Here is a 15,828-nt window from a genome sequence, read left to right as displayed (position 1 = left end):
CAAAATACCCTCTCCGTCTGTTTTTACGAAAAAGTATGGAACCTCTTTGGACCTGGCACGTTTCTTAACTGAGGGCGGCGCAAGACAGGCCGCTCGCATACTGAACTCCAGATTTCTTCAATCGAAGAGGAGAATAACCATGATCCGCAAGCTTCTTACGACGACCGCGTTGACCGCGACCATTGCACTCGGTGGACTGATGACCGCCAATGCCGCCGGTTCCGGCGCGACTAAAGGCACAGGTGTTTTCGTGCCTCATTCCAGTGCGACGGGCGCGGCGCCAAGCGCACCGTATCTGATGCCTCAGACTGACCAGATTCTGGCCTCCGCGCTGATAGGCAAGTCGGTTTATGGCTCGACCGCCAAGGGTGCGGAGCCGATTGGCGATATCAACGACGTGGTCATGACCACCGACGGTGATGTCGTGGCAGCCGTGATCGGCGTCGGCGGTGTGCTTGGCATCGGCGAGAAGGATGTCGCGGTTGATATCAAGCGGCTGCAGTGGATTCCGGTCGGGGAAAGCCGCCGTCTGGTGGCAGGCGCATCCAAGGAAGAGCTAAAGAACGCGCCAGCTTTCGACCGGAGCGCTTTCGACAATTACGCAACCCTGGGCTTTGTCGCTCCCGCGATGAAGAAGATCGACGAAGGTTTTGCCTCCCTCAAGGAGCAGTCCAAGGACGCGATCAATTCCCTGACCAAGGATGACGAAGCTCTGGTCGCCGTCGATGCGGCAAATGTAAAGACCGAGGAACTCATCGGTGCCCGTGTCTATGGGGCGAATAACGAGGATCTCGGTGAGATCGACAAGGTACTGCGTGGCGCTGGAAATCGCGTCGAGGCCTATGTCGTCGATGTTGGCGGTTTCCTTGGCTTGGGCGAGAAGCCGATCGCGCTCTCTTCCGGTGCCGGCCAGCTGATGAAGGACGAGGACGGCGACGTCCAGGTACATGTGCCCTTTACCCTAGCCCAGCTGGAATCCCACCCGGCTTATTCGGATGAAGAATACGGCACCGCGCCGGACATCATCATCCTTCGCTAGGGGCAAACCTCTCTCACTTTCCAACTGGAGGGGGGCCGGGCAACCGGCCCCCAGCCCCACTCATAAGGAGACCATCATGGCTACCGCCCAGGCAAATGCCCGCACCAAGACCGCAGCGAACGAAACGTCCGCGAAGTCCGACGATATCGAAGCCCAGCTCGAAGCCCTTCGCGCAGATCTCGCCGCACTGGCGGACAGCGTGTCCGGCCTCGGCCAGAGCAAGGCCGGCGACCTGAAACAGCGCGGCGAGGAAGTTGCCGCGAAGATCGCCGAAAATTCCTCTGCCGCTGTGAAGCGGGTTAAGAATGATCTCGACCGCATCGAGAAGAACGTGAGCACGGGTGTTCGTGCCAAACCGATCCGCTCGATCGCAATTGCGGCCGGGCTCGGTCTCGCGGTCGGCTATCTGGTCAGGCGCTAACAGTGCTTGATCGTCTCGCCACTCACGCCGCGCAGATCGCCTCCTGGAATGCCGGGCGGCTGGCGTCGCGGACGAAGCGCAACGCGGTCCTGTACGGTCTGGCCATTCTCTTTGGTCTGACCGCTTACGGGGCTGCCGTCGCGGCCGCCGGGCTCTGGCTTGCCGAACGCCTCGACGCGATTGCGGCGCTTAGCATCCTGGTGCTCGTCTCCGGCGCTCTGGCCCTCGCAGTGTGGGTGATTACCAATGTCGTCAGTGCTTATGAACGGCGACATGAAGCGGAAATTCGGAGACAGAGCCTGAATGCGGTCACAGCGGCGCTCGCGGTCGGCCCGGTCCTCGGCAATACCAAGCCTCTGCTTCTTGCGCTTGCCGGCGCGGGACTTGCTTATTTTGCGATGAGCGGCGACTCGGTCGACGAGCAGGACGATGCCAATACTACCGGAAAAACGCGATAATCGAGGCTGGTCAAACAGACCCAATCAGCCAGTCGGATGATCATGCGCCGGACAGCACCGCCACACCCAAATCTGGTTGACCAGAAACGTGGCGGAAGCCTCCGACGATGCTCGAATACCTCACTTCAATATAACGCCGGTCGTTCTCACTGGAGAACGCTCCATGCAGACAAATAACTAGTCTCTGTAACCAAACCCTCCCGCTCCGAACCTCATGTTTCCTTGGGACCAATCCGGTTCGGCTCCGTTTAACAAAGGTGCACGGCAACAACGCTACCCCGAAACGGGCACGGCATGCAGATGCCCCGCACTGCACGGATTACCAACATAAAGGAGAATTCGATGTCTGACCTTAATCGCACGACCACCGCTCGCACCTCCCGCCCGCGTATCGCTGCCCTGCTGGCTCTCGTCATGCTTGGCGCGACGGGTCTCGCCGCCTGCGATTCAGAAGGGCCGGCCGAACAACTCGGCGAAAAAATCGACAACACTGTCGAAGAAACCGGCGACGCCATCGAGAGCGCGACCGACAAATAGTCGTGAAACAGAAAATAAATTGGAACCATTTTCAGTACGGCCCGTTGTTTAAGCAGGGCCGAGAGGGATCCAATTACTTTTCCTTCACTGAGCACAAGATCTGAATATCTCTCCGACAGCTCTTTTTATTAAGAGTGCCGAAATAAATAGAGGTCACCATGAAAAATTATCTTCTGAGTACCATCCCAGTCGCCCTTCTGGCCATTATGCCGGCCAAGGTCGATGCCGCGATTTTCTTCGACAATGTCGAGCAGATCCGGACGATGGCGCCGACCGGCACCGATTTCAATTCCGGCCTGGTGCGTGAGTACAAGCAGCTCAGCATTTTCGAAGCCGACGAGATGTACGACTGGATCGACGCCGAGAACCACGCCACCAAAGGTGTCATGGCCGCCAACGGCAAGACCCCAATGCCTTCCGATCCGGCCGAATGGGCGATCGAGGATCCGGCCAAGCTGCAGGAACTTGAACTTGCCCGGTCCAACTTGATGACTCTGTTCAACAATGGCGCACGGACTACGGCGCCGCTGGAAGCGGCCCTTGCCCAGGCCAAGTATGATTGCTGGGTCGAGCAGCAGGAAGAAGGCCACCAGCCTACTCATATTGCTGCCTGCAAGGATGAGTTCGAAGCCGCGCTGGCAGGACTCCGCACGGCAATGGAACCGCCGAAAAAGGTGGAAGCCGAGCCGAAGAAAGCAGAGATGGAAATCGTGACCGTGGTCGAGGAAGTTGCCCGGGAAACTGTCTACTTTCCGTTCGACAAGGCGACCCTCGATACGACGGAACAGGCGAAACTGGATAAGTTCGTCGCGGAAATGAAGAACATCCAGCCGGTTGTTACCCTCTTTATCGAAGGCCATGCCGATACGTCCGGCCCGGCTGACTACAACCTTGCTCTTTCTGCCAGCCGTGCAGACGCGGTTCGTACTGAACTGATGCGCCAGGGCATGACCATCGGCGACTACGAGCAGCTTCAGGTCGAGCCGGAAGGCGAGACTGCCCCGGCAGTGGCAACCGGCGACGGTGTCCGCGAACGCCTGAACCGCCGCGTTGTTGTCGTAGCCCGTGGCCAGGTAACCAAAACCAAGAAGGTTACCGTCACGACCCAGTAAACGTCGCCCAGTAAACGTCGCTTAGAACCCTCCCAAGTTCGCGACTTGCCGCCCCCGGTTCCTGAACCGGGGGCGGTTTTTCTTTTTGCTTATCGGACCTCTGTCCCTGCATCACCTCCCGGCGCTTGCCACCGTTGGCCACCGCCCTGGACCTGCAACGCATAAAGCCGGCATCCCTGCCGGCTTCTATGATTGAGAAATGAGCTGCCCTCCGGGGCAGCGGCATGTCGATTTACGGTTTGAGGACCTTGAGTGCGCCCGGGTGAATTTTCAGCTCCACCGTTTCCTTCAGAGGAACCAGTTCGCCATCTACGGTGGCATGCGCATCATGCTTCAAGCGCGGGAAATGTAGCGACACGGAGCGAGCCGGGTGCATTTCGAAATCATCGTTCCGCCGCCACTCCCCGGCCGCCAGGTCGGCGATCATCCTCAGATTGGCTGAGGGCGGGAGGACCGGCGCGCGGCCGATGCCAAGAACGCCACCTTTCAGCGTGTCCGGATATGGCATGTGGCTCTCGCCATAAAGATTGTTCGCAACCACGACGAGGCTGTAACGACCTTCCTCATCGTGGTCGTCGGCGACAATATGGGCGGGAAAGGATGGAGGTCGCCGGAACATCGCCGCGATTGCCCTAAGACTGGCAAGCATCTTGCCCGCGCGCGAGTAATATTCAGCGGCCTCGCGGTCGCGGACGACACGCGGCTGCATGCCGACAGAGAACTGATGCACAAAAACCTCGCCATTTGCGGTGGCGAGGTCACTTCTGCTGATGGGAGCGTTAGCCAGCGCTGTGGCCGCTGTCTCAAGGTCGAGCGGGATACCAAGCGCACGGGCGAAGAGGTTCATGGTTCCGGCGGGCAAAACCCCGAGAGCCTTGTCCGCCTGCCAGGCGATACGGGCCGCAGCCGAAATAGTGCCGTCCCCGCCGCCAGCGACAATGAGTTCCACCGCGCGATCGCCTGCGGCATCTTCCAGAGCTTCAATGAGATTTTGGCCGGCAACCTGACGGCATTCGAGAGACCGGTCGGCCCTTTCGAATGCCGCCGACAGCGTTTCCGCATAAGCGTCGAGATCCGTGGTTTTGAGAGTGCCGCCATCGCGGTTCAGGATAGCAACAGCACGCATGGACAGGATCCGGAGCGGTTTAGGGAAAAGAGCGAGCCGTCAGGCTACAAAAGCTGTATCCGAGACTTGCCCCACTTCAGGGTCCGGGCCGTAATCTGCGGCGCCGGATACCGACAGGACTTCCTGCAGGCGCTGACGCGCCCGGTTGACCCGACTCTTGATCGTCCCGGTCTTGCAACCGCAGATCTCCGCCGCTTCCTCATAAGCAAATCCAGAAGCACCGATCAGGATCAGGGCTTCACGCTGATCGTCCGGCAACTGCTCGAGCGCCCGGCGAAAATCGCGCATGTCGAGCGAACCATACTGGGCCGGATGCACGGAGAGACGCTCGGCAAAATAGCCGTCGCTATCCTGGACCTCACGGCCCTTCTTGCGCATTTGGCTGTAGAACTCGTTGCGCAGAATGGTGAAGAGCCACGCCTTCATGTTGGTACCGGGGGTAAAGCTTTCCTGCTTTCCCCAGGCCTTCATGATGGCGTCCTGCACCAGGTCGTCCGCCCGATCCGGGCTGCCGATCAGGGAAACCGCGAAAGCACGCAGGTTAGGCAAGTTCGAGAGCATCTCGCGTTTGAAAGATACCCCTTCGGCGGGGCCGTCCGGTCCCGGCGCGGCACTCATTTGGACGTCTCCTGGCCGAAGGTTTTTTCCGCTTCATCGAGCTTTTCGAGCAAATCCAGGAATCGGTCCGGAATCTCCTCTTCGCGCACCGTTTCATAAAGCTGGTGCAGTTTGCTTGATATCTGCGCGTTGACGTCGTCCGTTTTCTGGGCGGACGGTCGCGCGGACCCGGTCGTTTTCTGAGATGGATTCAAGGGCATGTGGCACACTCTCGGGTTAGAGTTTTGCTTCAATAACGATCAGCGGCAAAAAAAGTTCCATCGCTTGGGAACTTTTTTTTCAGGCGCGCGTTTAGCCTTCATCTTACGCCTGTTTCAGGCAACCTTGGAGTTTCAAGCTATGTCTCTGTCAAACCGTGTCGCGCCCCATCTTCCGTCCCTGCGTCGTTATGGCCGGGCCGTGACGGGCTCCCAAACATCCGGTGACGCTTACGTGGCCGCAACCCTCGAAGCGCTGATAGCGGATGTATCCTGTTTCCCAGAGACGTCCAGTGATCGCGTCTCCCTATTCAAACTCTTTGCCTCCCTGTTTGGTTCCACCACCATTCAAGTCGAACCGGGCTCATCGCCCTATGCATGGGAACAGCGGGCGGCCGCAAACCTCTTAGTCGTCCCACCGACTGCCCGGCAGGCCTTCCTGCTGCTCGTGGTCGAGGGTTTCAGTGAAGTCGATATTGCTGAAATCCTGTCGGTCGACAAAACTGAAGTCGGCGGGTTGCTTGAAAGTGCCTCGATCGAGATTTCGCGTCAGGTCGCGACCGACATCATGATCATCGAGGATGAACCACTGATCGCGATGGATATCGAACAGATGGTCGAATCCCTCGGCCATCGGGTCACAGGTATCGCCCGCACCCACAAGGAAGCGGTCAAATTGTTCGACGGCACCAAGCCGAAGATGATCCTGGCCGACATCCAGCTCGCTGACGGCAGCTCCGGGATCGATGCGGTCAACGAGATCCTGAAATCCAACAGCAACATCCCGGTGATCTTCATCACCGCCTTCCCGGAACGCTTCCTGACTGGGGAGCGGCCGGAGCCGGCCTTCCTGGTTACCAAGCCGTTCAATCCGGACATGGTAAAAGCCTTGATCAGCCAAGCTCTGTTCTTCATGGAAAAGGTTACGACGCCAGCGTAACCGGATTTATTGAATGCATTCGATGGAACCTATGACGTACCGGCACGTTGTTCTTCCCGAACCACACGGGAGACAATCATGCTTGGTTATGCACTTTTATTCTTCATCGTCGCGCTTATCGCCGGCGTACTCGGATTCACCGGGATCGCCGGCGCCAGCGCCGGGATCGCGAAAATCCTGTTCGTCGTATTCCTGGTTCTGTTCGCACTATCCATGGTCTTCCGCCTGTTCCGCAGGATTTAGGCGCGCCATAATTCGTTCTTCAGGCAGCCCGGGTGGCGGGAACAGCCATCGGGCTGCCAAAGAAAAACAGCCTGTTCGGAGGAAGCTATCGTGACTTTGCCGGTCGAACATCTGACCTGGCAAAAGGGTGGCCAGGACGAGGCGGACCTTCGCGATCACCTCGTGCGCGCCCTGATCCGGTCGGGGGTTTGCGTAACCCTTCAGGACGCATCCCTCGATTACATCTTCATCGCAAACCTGCCTGATTGTTGGTCGGTGCTGCCTGCGCATGCGCCGCACGACCAGGAAATGTTCGGCCCCGAAATCGGCGCCGCGCTGACAAGCCTGAAAACCGATGCCATCGCGCGACAGGAAAATCAGAAGCGGGAACTGGCAGTCGGTCAGAACCAGTTCTTCGAGTTCAATGTCGAATTGCTGGTTCCAACTCATAACCCGGCACTGATCATGACCACGATCATCGATATGACGGAAGAAAGGCGCCGGGAGCGGACCCTGAAAGCATTGCTGCGCGAGCTCAGTCACCGCAGCAAAAACCTCCTCGCCATCATTCAAAGCATCGCCACCCAGACAGCCCGGCATTCGGGCACACTGGACGGCTTCCTGACGAAATTCCGCGGCAGACTCTATTCCCTGTCGCAGTCACAGGATCTGATCACGGATTCCAGCTGGACCGGTGCGCAGTTTCGCGACCTCGCTACACAGCAGGTCGAGAAATATGTCTCCGAAGACCATTCCGACATCAATGTCGACGGAGACAATCCCTGGCTCTCTCCCAATGAAGCCCTGCATGTCGGGCTTGCCCTGCATGAACTGGTCGTGAATGCGGCCAGCCATGGCGGACCGGCAAAGGCAACCACGCACGTCACACTGACATGCCAGAGCAAACCGCAGGGGAACCGTCAGCAGATCGTAATCCGATGGAATGAAACACGGTCGGAAAGCGAAGCTGCGAGTACAGAAGCAGAGGCACAAAACGGACGGTTCGGCAGCATCGTTCTGGAACGCATCGTACCGAATGCAGTGGATGGCACCGCAGACTACCGGATTGCGGCCGATCACGTGACCTATGATCTCAGCTTCACCCAGGAAGATCCGGCGTAGAAAAACCGATACAAAAAAGTCGACGCCGCCCGGGGAAAGGCGGCGCCGACAGATGACTCTCGGAAAAAATCCAATATTTTCTGCAGTCTTGGGGAATGCGCCATCCGGCGCGGGCTGCAGATACAAGTAAAACGCCTTCGAGCGGAAAAAGTTCCATCCAGTTTCGTACCCGGCCAAAATCGCTCCTCCGGCCCAGCGCCGGGAGGTCACAGAGCGGTATGTGAGATGGCAAAGTCGCGATACCTCTTGGGCGATACGCGCAAAAGTTTGGCCACACACCCCATAATTCGTTCCTATTTCGCAGGCACGCTTCCCCTAGGGAAATGGCGTGGGCCTTCAGAACGCACCACAGGCTGAAACCTTGGCCGGTTTAATCACGCCTGAACGGGAGCATGAAAGCGCTGCCTGAAAACGCATTTATCTTGAATGGGAAATATTGCCGGACACATCGTTTACCCCTATTAACCATTTAGGAGATTGGAAAACCCTTGAATAGATATTTGCCTGCATTCGCCTTCCTTGCAGTTGCAGCTGTCGGCACCGCCATGACGATTGTCGTGTTTCGGGCCGAAGACGCGAGCACACGCCTGCACTTTGAGCGCATTGCAGACAAAACGGTCGAGCGTATCGATGACCGGATCAGCCGGTATCTCACGCTTCTGCAGGCCACGAATGCCTTCTTCACCGCCCGCGACGGTGCCGTCTCGAAAACCGAAATGAGAGAATTCGTCACCGCACTCGATTTGAAAAATCGGTTCGGCGGCATTCTGGGACTAGGGCTGGCAAGACTGATCAATGCCGGCGACGAAGCCCCGATTGAAGCGGAACTGAGCGAGCGCTATGGCGGCCCGCGGCCAGTCTGGCCAGAAACCAAGGTCGCACGAAGAACGCCGATCGTTCTGCTTGAGCCCTTCGACCGCGCCAATGAAGCGGCGCTCGGTTACGACATGTTCAGCGAGCCGGTGCGGCGGGCTGCGATGCAGCAGGCCCTCGCAACAGGAGAGGGCGCGGCCAGCGGTCCTGTGGACCTTGTGCAGGAAATCACCGGAGAAAAGCAGGGCGGCTTTCTCTATTACCTGCCATTTCCCGACCAGTTGACGATGTCCCATCGTGCGCCCAGTTCAGCGCCTCCGACCGTCGAAGGTTTTATCTACGCACCATTCGTTGCCGCCGATCTCCATCGCGAAGCTCTTGTCGGCGCCGCAAACCTGCCCCTGGTTATCGAGACCCGCGATGTCACCGACGGCGGCGATACGGTGCTGTTTCAGTCAAGTGACTTCACCGCAGTTACCGCGACAAGCGCGTTCACAGTTAACCTCGAACTGAATGTCGCCGGACGGATCTGGTCGATCACTGCCCACGAAACCGAAGAATTCCTGGATCCGTCACGCTATTGGCGTACCGGTTTATTGGCATTCTCGACGATGCTGCTGGCCATCGCCGCAGCAGTGTTGGTTCGCCTCCAACTGAAGGCAATCCGGACAGCACACGAGATGCAGGCGATGACGGAGAAAACCGTCGAGGACAAGAATCTCCTGCTGCAGGAAACCAAGCACCGCATCAAGAATTCCATCGCCCGAATTCTCGCCATGGCCCGCCAGACCGCGATCAATTCAAACAATCTGGAAGAATTCAGCGCCTCCTTTGAATCCCGCATGCAGGCCATGGCCAATGCACAGGACATGCTGACGGAATCCAGCTGGCGCCGCGCGCCGTTACGAGACCTGTTGCAGGCTGAACTGAACCAGGTCTTCGGTGACCGCATCCCCGAAGAAGCACTGGACGGGCCGAATGTCGAATTCGGCGAAACCGCCGCGCAGGCTCTCGGCCTAACATTTCATGAGCTGGCCACGAACGCGATGAAATACGGCGGCTTGGCAGAGCAAGACGGCACATTGTCGGTCGCCTGGCGTCACGAGGATGACGGTGACCATCTCGCCATTGACTGGGTTGAGCGACGGCCATCCGGCTCCAGCATAACGGATACGGCAAGTGAGGTGGACGCAAACGCTGACAACGGAGGGAGCGCCCCTTCCTCAGGTTTTGGCACCCGGCTGATCGACGCCAGCATCCGCCTCGAACTCAATGGCACCATTGAACGTAGTTTCGGCACCAGCGAAACCCGTATCTCGATCAGCATCCCGCTGAACAGCACGGGCGATGAGGTAGACCAACCTTAGGCTCAGGACTGGTTGATTCGATCCAAAGATCACGATAGCTGCGATGCAAAATGCGGAGAAGAAAGTGTGTGCGCATCCATCGTATCAAATGTGGATGCGTCTCCAGTCCCTGCGATTTCCGAACATGTTCTCGATCTTGTGACCTTGATCGTAGAGCATGATGTCGTGCGGGCGTCCCTTCACGCTCTGGATTTGGGTTTAACCGAGGAGCTCGTCGAGCGGCTCCTTCGTCAAAACTGGCATGGTCCGCCTGCAGATTTGCTGAGTGGGTCGGTTTCATATGCGCGGCCGAGGCCTTGTTCCCAATCAAGCTGACCGTCCGCTTTGGGTCGCTGCCAGCCGAATAAGTCACAGACTCCGCAGGGCGGCTGCCGGCCGCATATGCCTACCGAGCAGTCGCGCAATCAGCGGCTCATTACTCCATGCAGGAAAAGATCCCAGGCCTTTTCAAAATAAGCGTCCTGCGCTTCGACCGTTTCGTATGTCGAATGCCCAAGCATGGCATCGTTAGACGGCCCGAACACAATGCAGTGGAGCAGGTGCCAAGCCAGAAATGTCGCGTCACCACCGCGCAGCACACCGTCTTGCTGGGCCGCTGACACGACGTAAATCAATCGGGCCATGATTGGGTCATCCGTGGGCTGGTTCTGCGCGCCCTGGCCGAACACGGTTCCTTCACTCAGGGCGATTCGGCGAAATGCGAGCAAGTCCGGGTCCAGATTCACCGTCAGGAACCAGCGAGCCACATGCTTTACCCGGCTCAGGCTGTCGCCTTTGTCCGCAACCGCGTCGATATCGCCTTCCAGCCGCTCGAGGACGCGCGTGCGGGTATGTTCCACCACAGCGGCGAAAAGCTCGAGCTTGGAAGCGTATCGCCGATAAATAGTGTCCTTTCCGGCATTACAGGCGGAAGCGACCTGCTCCATCGAGGTCGCGGCAAAACCTTGTGCCGCGAAAAGCCCGGCGGCCGTTTCGATGATCCGCAGTGATGTCGCCGCCGCTTGTTCCTTCGAGGGCCGTCCCGCTCGCGATTTTTCTGAACGCGCTTCGCCTGCCATTATCCGGAGCGCCTTTCCGCGCCATTCGCTCCGGATAGCCTTGCCTCTAATCCCTGCACACCATTCTCTCCTCTCCCGGGTTTACGATCCCGGCTGTTATGACAACTCTTTCCTAACTGACCGCCCATGGGCTGGCCACCCTCCGATCAGAGCCTGCCTGTCTGCGCCGGGAAGCGCGCCCCCGTCGGCCTTTGCCCTACCGGATATATAGCAAATTTTAACTGGACGGGAACGTCCCGTTTGTTTAAAAAATTGACACTATTGATAATCATTCGCAATCACTATGCGTTATTCGGAATTTCCGTATCGCGACCAAACTGGAAAGGTTGGGGAATAATGGCGGGGGCAAAACTCTTAGGACCGCGCACGGCACTGATATCTGCCGCGGCCGCATGCATGGTCTCGACGACCGGCTGGGCACAGGATCAGGCTGTACCGCTTCCTCCGATACAGGTGGAAGGGGAGCTCGATTCCGGTTCGACTCGAGAGGAGTATTTCGTCAAGTCGACATATAGCGCGACCAAAATGGATGCGCCCATTCTCGAGACTCCGCAGTCGGTCACCACGATCAGCCGCAAGCAGCTCGACGACCAGAATGTGCAGTCTGTTCGCGACGCTCTCAACTACACCCCCGGCGCCCTGTCGGGTATCGATGTAACCACCCGGTACGACAGCCTTTTCATGCGCGGTTATGGCGGCTTCGGGACATCGACCGATGTCGTCGACTTCCTTGATGGCCTGCGTCTCCCCCGGGGCCAGGCTTTCGCGCTTCCCTCAATCGATCCCTTCCTGCTCGACCGGGTTGATGTGCTGCGCGGTCCGTCCGCCGTCACATACGGGCAGACCACGCCGGGCGGTCTCGTCAATCAGGTGAGCCGCCAGCCTTCCGCGGCGCCGTACAATGAAGTCCGTGTCGAGGGCGGCAGCCACGGCCGTATGCAGGCCGGTTTCACCAGCCAGGGCGCGATCGACGAAGCCGGGGAGCTGCAATACAGTTTTAGCGGTATCGGCCGCCATTCAGGCACCCGCTATGACAATGTCGATGAAGAACGTATCGCCATCAGTCCGACGGTGACCTGGCGCCCAAGAGAGGACACGCAACTGACCCTGCAGGCCTTCTACCAGAACGACCCCGAGGGCGGATATTTCAACTCCATCTATCCAAAGTTCCTCGCGCCCGGAGCTTACGCATCCGATCTCGACCATGACCTCAATATCGGCGATCCGGATTTCGAAAGTTACGAAAGGGAGCAGTACGGCGTCGGCTACAATTTCGATCACCGGTTCAACGACATGATCAGCGTCGGATCCAAATTGCGCTATTCCTCGATAGACCTCGACTTCCGGGGCATCCAGATGGCAGGTGCGCTTGCATCCGACGGCACAATCGCCCGTCAGGCTTTCCGCTCGATCGAGGATGTCGGCGGCATCTCCATGGACAATTACGGACAGTTCGAATTCAACACCGGTGCGCTCGAGCATACGACCCGCGTCGGCCTCGGCATCCAGAACGCCGAAAGCAACTGGGAATACCAGTTCGGCGGCGCCACCGCGCTTGACGTAACCAATCCACAATACGGCTCCGCCGTCACCTCTCTTTCGACTTTTCTCGACAATGAACAGACCCTGCAACAGGTCGGCGCCTATGTGCAGGACCAGGTCAGTTATGACCACTTCCACGTCCTGCTCGGAGCCCGTTATGACTGGACCGAACAGGAATCGGAAAACCGCCTTGCCGGCACGACCAGCAGTCAGTCGAGCGATGCACCGAGCTATCGCGCAGGCCTGCTCTACAAGTTTGACAACGGAATCGCCCCCTATGTCAGCTATTCGACTTCCTTCGAGCCGACTGTCGGCGTCGATGTCACCGGTGTCGCCTTCGAGCCGACCGAGGCGGAACAGTGGGAAATCGGCCTCAAATACGAGCCGGCTTTCATGGATGCCCTGTTCACCGCGACGGCATTTGAAATCGTGCAGGAAAATGTCCTCACGCCTGATACGACACCCGGCTTCAATGTCCAGCAGGGTGAGGTCCGCTCGCGGGGCCTTGAATTCGAAGCACGGGGAAAAGCTACGGAGAATCTTGAGCTGATCGGCGCATTGACCCTGATTGATACCGAAGTCACGGAATCGACCACGGCAAGCACCGTCGGAAATCGCCCGCAGGCCGCGCCGGAATATTACGGCTCCATCTGGGCGAACTACGCCTTCGGCCCGAGCGTCCTGGAAGGCCTCACCCTCGGCGGCGGGGTCCGGTTCGTCGGCAGCAGCTACGCCGACGATGCCAACAATGTGAAAGCAGACGGCTACACCCTGGTCGATATGGCGCTGCACTACGACATGGAAAACATGAACTCGTCCCTGCAGGGCCTGGAGGCGACGCTCAACGTCACCAACCTTTTCGACAAGGAATATTACGCAAGCTGCAGCTCGAACTTCTACTGCCAGTACGGCAATGGCATGCAGGCACTGGCTGGATTGCGTTACCGCTGGTGAGTGCAGAATGAGCTTTGGTAAAGTGAAACTTGATCGTCGGACGGCGTCTCTTCTTCTCGCCGCTGCCGCACTGGCGCCGGTTGCAGGCAAACTGCAACCGGCGTTCGGCGCGACGGAACAGGAGCGCCTGGTCACGGACATTGTCGGCCGGTCCGTCGCGCTCCCCGCGCATGTAGGGCGTATTGTCCTGCTGGACGCGCGGGACATGCTTTCGATGGCGATGGTGCATCCGGATCCGTCCGGACTGGTCGTCGGCTGGGCAGGACCGGAGACCTTCGATAGCGACCTACTGCGCCGCCAGTATGACAAGTTCCCGTCCGGCGGCGGGCCGATCCCGATTATCGGCGGTCAGATGGCCAATACAATCTCGTTGGAAAGCATTCTCGCACTCTCCCCCGACCTAGTCGTCGCCACCGCGCATCTCGAGCCGGATCTGGATGAAGGTGTCCTCACCCGACGACTGACCGCGGCCGGAATTCCGGTCATCTTCAGCAATGCTGCCTCGAACCGCGCAAGCCCGGAGGATGTCGGGCAGAATCCGATCAAAACTCTCGGGCATGTCATGCGCATGTGGGGTGCAATTTTGAATCGGGAGGCGGAAGCGGCGGCTTTCACCGCATTCGTCGAACAGCGCCTCGCTTTCATTCGCCAGCGGCTCGACGGATTCTCGCCCCTCAAGACCTATCTCGAACTTCAGTCGACCTACGATGATTGCTGCTGGGCGGCGGGCACACGTATCTGGGGCGACCTTCTCGGGCTTGCCGGAGGGCGCAATCTCACAGCCGTTGATGCGCCGTGGTTTGCAAAACTCTCCATCGAGCAGCTCATCGTCGAGGCGCCGGAGGTCTACATGGCCTGCGGTGGCGCCTTCGCCAGCGACATCAGACCGGCAATTGGCCCGGGCCTGGCTCCGGGCATAGGCCGGGAGGGCCTGCACAGGCTTTGCCAGCGCACCGGCTTTCAGACCCTGCCTGCCGTCCGGGATGGCAGGGTGCATGGCATCTGGAGCGGGCTCGTCTCTATCCAGCCGCTCAACATCCTGTTTGTCGAGATCGCAGCAAAATGGCTGCATCCGGAGGTTTTCCGGGATCTGAAGCCTGAAGAAACGCTATCAGAAATCAACCGGCGTTTTCTGCCCCATCCCATCGATGCTCCCTGCTGGCTGAGCCTCCAAGAAAAGAGACACAATGGCTGACCTCAAGGCTGAAGCCGTTATTCCATTTGAGAATATCGGCTCCTATCTAGAGCAAATCCTCGCCTCCCTTGCCGCGCATAGCCTTATGCTGCGCCCTGATGGCGACGGCTATATCATCACCTCGTCCTTCGGCGGCACCGCATGGCTGCACGCGTCCGATACGGATCTGCGCCTGAAGGTCGAAGCGGAAAATCCAGCCTCCTTCAACCGGTTCAAGCACGCCCTGACCAGTCTGGTCGATTTCGTTGCCCGCGGCGAGAACCTCACCATCGACTGGCAGGGAGACAGTCCGGGCGCGGCACTTCCTCCAGACCTGCATACCCTCAACGTCCATACTGTCCGTGACGTTACGCCCTTCATACGCCGGATTGCCTTCGAGGGAAGCGGCCTTGGCGCCTTCGACGTGCCGGACCAGCTGCATTGCCGCCTGCTTTTCCCGCAGAAAGAAGCCGGCACCCCGGAATGGCCGCGCCTGGGCGATAACGGGCGCTTAATCTGGCCGGACGCCGGAACGCTCGCGAGCCGGATTTACACGATCCGCCGGATTGATCCCGTGGCAGATGTTCTTGAGGTGGACTTCTTCATGCATGGCGGAACCGGGCCGGGTGTCCAGTGGGCCGCTGGCGCCAGGAAAGGCGATGTCGCAGGCATATTGGGCCCCGCTGCGCATGGCCCGAAGCCGGCGGCCTGGTACCTTCTGGCAGGCGACGAGACAGGCCTACCCGGCATCGCCCGTATCCTTGAAGACCTGCCTGCCTCCGCCGAGGGTATCGCCCTCATAGAAACTTCCGATACAGGCGAGAAGCAGGATATCGACGGCCCTCCAGGCATCGAGATACGCTGGCTATACCGGGATGGCGCCGCACCGGGAAGCACCCGCCTGTTGGCCGACGCCGCGCGCGACATCGCTCTGCCTGTACCGTACGATGACATCTTCCTTTGGCTGGGCACGGAATACGCAACATTCAGGGAGCTTCGCCTCTATTGGCGCAAGGAACTAGGCGTTCCGGCGGCCCGCATGGTCACTTACTCACATTGGCGGCGCGGCATGAGCGAGGATGACATCGCCGAAGCCGGTGCCCAGGCCGTCACGGCCTGATAGTGAAA

Annotated in this window: 16 protein-coding genes; 12 read left to right on the top strand and 4 right to left on the bottom strand. The window is 58.9% G+C overall.

From position 1 onward, the window contains the following. Positions 1–139: 139 nt before the first annotated feature. The 5 genes from ABJ076_RS11105 to ABJ076_RS11085 all read left to right on the top strand — a co-directional run bounded on the left by ABJ076_RS11105 (position 140) and on the right by ABJ076_RS11085 (position 3,567). Positions 140–1,039 carry a PRC-barrel domain-containing protein gene (locus ABJ076_RS11105; protein WP_348190122.1) on the top strand — a complete coding sequence of 300 codons (900 nt, stop codon included), beginning with the start codon at positions 140–142 and terminating at the stop codon, positions 1,037–1,039. 76 nt (positions 1,040–1,115) lie between these two features. Beyond that, positions 1,116–1,460 (top strand): DUF883 C-terminal domain-containing protein, encoded by a 345-nt coding sequence (locus ABJ076_RS11100; RefSeq protein WP_348190120.1) that lies wholly within the window; start codon positions 1,116–1,118, stop codon positions 1,458–1,460. Between the two features lie 2 nt (positions 1,461–1,462). Beyond that, positions 1,463–1,918 carry a hypothetical protein gene (locus ABJ076_RS11095; RefSeq protein ID WP_348190118.1) on the top strand — a complete coding sequence of 152 codons (456 nt, stop codon included), beginning with the start codon at positions 1,463–1,465 and terminating at the stop codon, positions 1,916–1,918. 342 nt (positions 1,919–2,260) lie between these two features. Further along, positions 2,261–2,455, top strand: coding sequence for a hypothetical protein (locus ABJ076_RS11090; protein ID WP_348190116.1), 195 nt, complete (start codon positions 2,261–2,263; stop codon positions 2,453–2,455). A 158-nt stretch (positions 2,456–2,613) separates the two neighbouring features. Then, positions 2,614–3,567 carry an OmpA family protein gene (locus ABJ076_RS11085; RefSeq protein ID WP_348190114.1) on the top strand — a complete coding sequence of 318 codons (954 nt, stop codon included), beginning with the start codon at positions 2,614–2,616 and terminating at the stop codon, positions 3,565–3,567. Between the two features lie 232 nt (positions 3,568–3,799). Here the strand turns inward: ABJ076_RS11085 and ABJ076_RS11080 are convergent, their stop codons facing one another. From ABJ076_RS11080 to ABJ076_RS11070, 3 genes are read right to left on the bottom strand one after another with little or no spacing between them, the layout of a single operon-like run. Continuing rightward, positions 3,800–4,693, bottom strand: coding sequence for a diacylglycerol kinase family protein (locus tag ABJ076_RS11080; protein ID WP_348190112.1), 894 nt, complete (start codon positions 4,691–4,693; stop codon positions 3,800–3,802). Positions 4,694–4,732: 39 nt separating this feature from the next. Then, positions 4,733–5,311: an RNA polymerase sigma factor gene (locus ABJ076_RS11075; protein WP_348190110.1), complete on the bottom strand. Its 579-nt coding sequence runs from the start codon at positions 5,309–5,311 to the stop codon at positions 4,733–4,735. Continuing rightward, positions 5,308–5,511, bottom strand: coding sequence for a NepR family anti-sigma factor (locus ABJ076_RS11070; RefSeq protein WP_348190109.1), 204 nt, complete (start codon positions 5,509–5,511; stop codon positions 5,308–5,310). Before ABJ076_RS11070 ends, ABJ076_RS11075 begins: the two co-directional genes overlap by 4 nt. 139 nt (positions 5,512–5,650) lie before the next feature. Here ABJ076_RS11070 and ABJ076_RS11065 point away from each other — a divergent pair, with 139 nt between their 5' ends. The 4 genes from ABJ076_RS11065 to ABJ076_RS11050 all read left to right on the top strand — a co-directional run bounded on the left by ABJ076_RS11065 (position 5,651) and on the right by ABJ076_RS11050 (position 9,972). Beyond that, positions 5,651–6,448, top strand: a complete 798-nt coding sequence (locus tag ABJ076_RS11065) for a response regulator (RefSeq protein WP_348190107.1) — start codon at positions 5,651–5,653, stop codon at positions 6,446–6,448. A 78-nt stretch (positions 6,449–6,526) separates the two neighbouring features. Further along, positions 6,527–6,691: a DUF1328 domain-containing protein gene (locus tag ABJ076_RS11060; protein ID WP_348190105.1), complete on the top strand. Its 165-nt coding sequence runs from the start codon at positions 6,527–6,529 to the stop codon at positions 6,689–6,691. 90 nt (positions 6,692–6,781) lie between these two features. Beyond that, a complete protein-coding gene (locus ABJ076_RS11055; RefSeq protein WP_348190103.1) occupies positions 6,782–7,792 on the top strand; it encodes a sensor histidine kinase in 1,011 nt (336 codons plus the stop codon). Positions 7,793–8,280: 488 nt separating this feature from the next. After that, on the top strand, positions 8,281–9,972 hold the full coding sequence (locus tag ABJ076_RS11050; protein ID WP_348190101.1) for a CHASE domain-containing protein: 1,692 nt from the start codon (positions 8,281–8,283) through the stop codon (positions 9,970–9,972). A gap of 404 nt (positions 9,973–10,376) precedes the next feature. On the opposite strand, the gene ABJ076_RS11045 is transcribed toward ABJ076_RS11050, so the two are convergent. Further along, positions 10,377–11,030 (bottom strand): TetR/AcrR family transcriptional regulator, encoded by a 654-nt coding sequence (locus ABJ076_RS11045; protein WP_348190099.1) that lies wholly within the window; start codon positions 11,028–11,030, stop codon positions 10,377–10,379. A 396-nt stretch (positions 11,031–11,426) separates the two neighbouring features. On the opposite strand from ABJ076_RS11045, the gene ABJ076_RS11040 reads away from it, so the two are divergent. Genes ABJ076_RS11040 through ABJ076_RS11030 form a run of 3 tightly spaced genes read left to right on the top strand, consistent with a single transcriptional unit; the run spans position 11,427 to position 15,820 of the window. Beyond that, positions 11,427–13,526 carry a TonB-dependent siderophore receptor gene (locus tag ABJ076_RS11040; RefSeq protein WP_348190097.1) on the top strand — a complete coding sequence of 700 codons (2,100 nt, stop codon included), beginning with the start codon at positions 11,427–11,429 and terminating at the stop codon, positions 13,524–13,526. Positions 13,527–13,533: 7 nt separating this feature from the next. Further along, entirely contained in the window at positions 13,534–14,721 is a 1,188-nt protein-coding gene (locus ABJ076_RS11035) for an ABC transporter substrate-binding protein (protein WP_348202599.1), read from the top strand. After that, positions 14,714–15,820: a siderophore-interacting protein gene (locus tag ABJ076_RS11030; protein ID WP_348190094.1), complete on the top strand. Its 1,107-nt coding sequence runs from the start codon at positions 14,714–14,716 to the stop codon at positions 15,818–15,820. The genes ABJ076_RS11035 and ABJ076_RS11030 overlap by 8 nt, the downstream gene beginning before the upstream one ends. Positions 15,821–15,828: the final 8 nt, after the last annotated feature.

This window comes from Nisaea sp. (assembly GCF_039990255.1).
GTDB lineage: Bacteria > Pseudomonadota > Alphaproteobacteria > Thalassobaculales > Thalassobaculaceae > Nisaea.
Note: the sequence above shows the minus strand (reverse complement) of the source record. Positions and strands in the feature narration are given on the sequence as shown.

Coding starts and splice junctions, on each gene's coding strand:
- ABJ076_RS11105 (WP_348190122.1), top strand. CDS start 140: ATGATCCGCAAGCTTCTTACGACGACCGCGTTGACCGCGACCATTGCA.
- ABJ076_RS11100 (WP_348190120.1), top strand. CDS start 1,116: ATGGCTACCGCCCAGGCAAATGCCCGCACCAAGACCGCAGCGAACGAA.
- ABJ076_RS11090 (WP_348190116.1), top strand. CDS start 2,261: ATGTCTGACCTTAATCGCACGACCACCGCTCGCACCTCCCGCCCGCGT.
- ABJ076_RS11085 (WP_348190114.1), top strand. CDS start 2,614: ATGAAAAATTATCTTCTGAGTACCATCCCAGTCGCCCTTCTGGCCATT.
- ABJ076_RS11080 (WP_348190112.1), bottom strand. CDS start 4,693: ATGCGTGCTGTTGCTATCCTGAACCGCGATGGCGGCACTCTCAAAACC.
- ABJ076_RS11075 (WP_348190110.1), bottom strand. CDS start 5,311: ATGAGTGCCGCGCCGGGACCGGACGGCCCCGCCGAAGGGGTATCTTTC.
- ABJ076_RS11070 (WP_348190109.1), bottom strand. CDS start 5,511: ATGCCCTTGAATCCATCTCAGAAAACGACCGGGTCCGCGCGACCGTCC.
- ABJ076_RS11065 (WP_348190107.1), top strand. CDS start 5,651: ATGTCTCTGTCAAACCGTGTCGCGCCCCATCTTCCGTCCCTGCGTCGT.
- ABJ076_RS11060 (WP_348190105.1), top strand. CDS start 6,527: ATGCTTGGTTATGCACTTTTATTCTTCATCGTCGCGCTTATCGCCGGC.
- ABJ076_RS11045 (WP_348190099.1), bottom strand. CDS start 11,030: ATGGCAGGCGAAGCGCGTTCAGAAAAATCGCGAGCGGGACGGCCCTCG.
- ABJ076_RS11040 (WP_348190097.1), top strand. CDS start 11,427: ATGGTCTCGACGACCGGCTGGGCACAGGATCAGGCTGTACCGCTTCCT.
- ABJ076_RS11035 (WP_348202599.1), top strand. CDS start 13,534: ATGAGCTTTGGTAAAGTGAAACTTGATCGTCGGACGGCGTCTCTTCTT.
- ABJ076_RS11030 (WP_348190094.1), top strand. CDS start 14,714: ATGGCTGACCTCAAGGCTGAAGCCGTTATTCCATTTGAGAATATCGGC.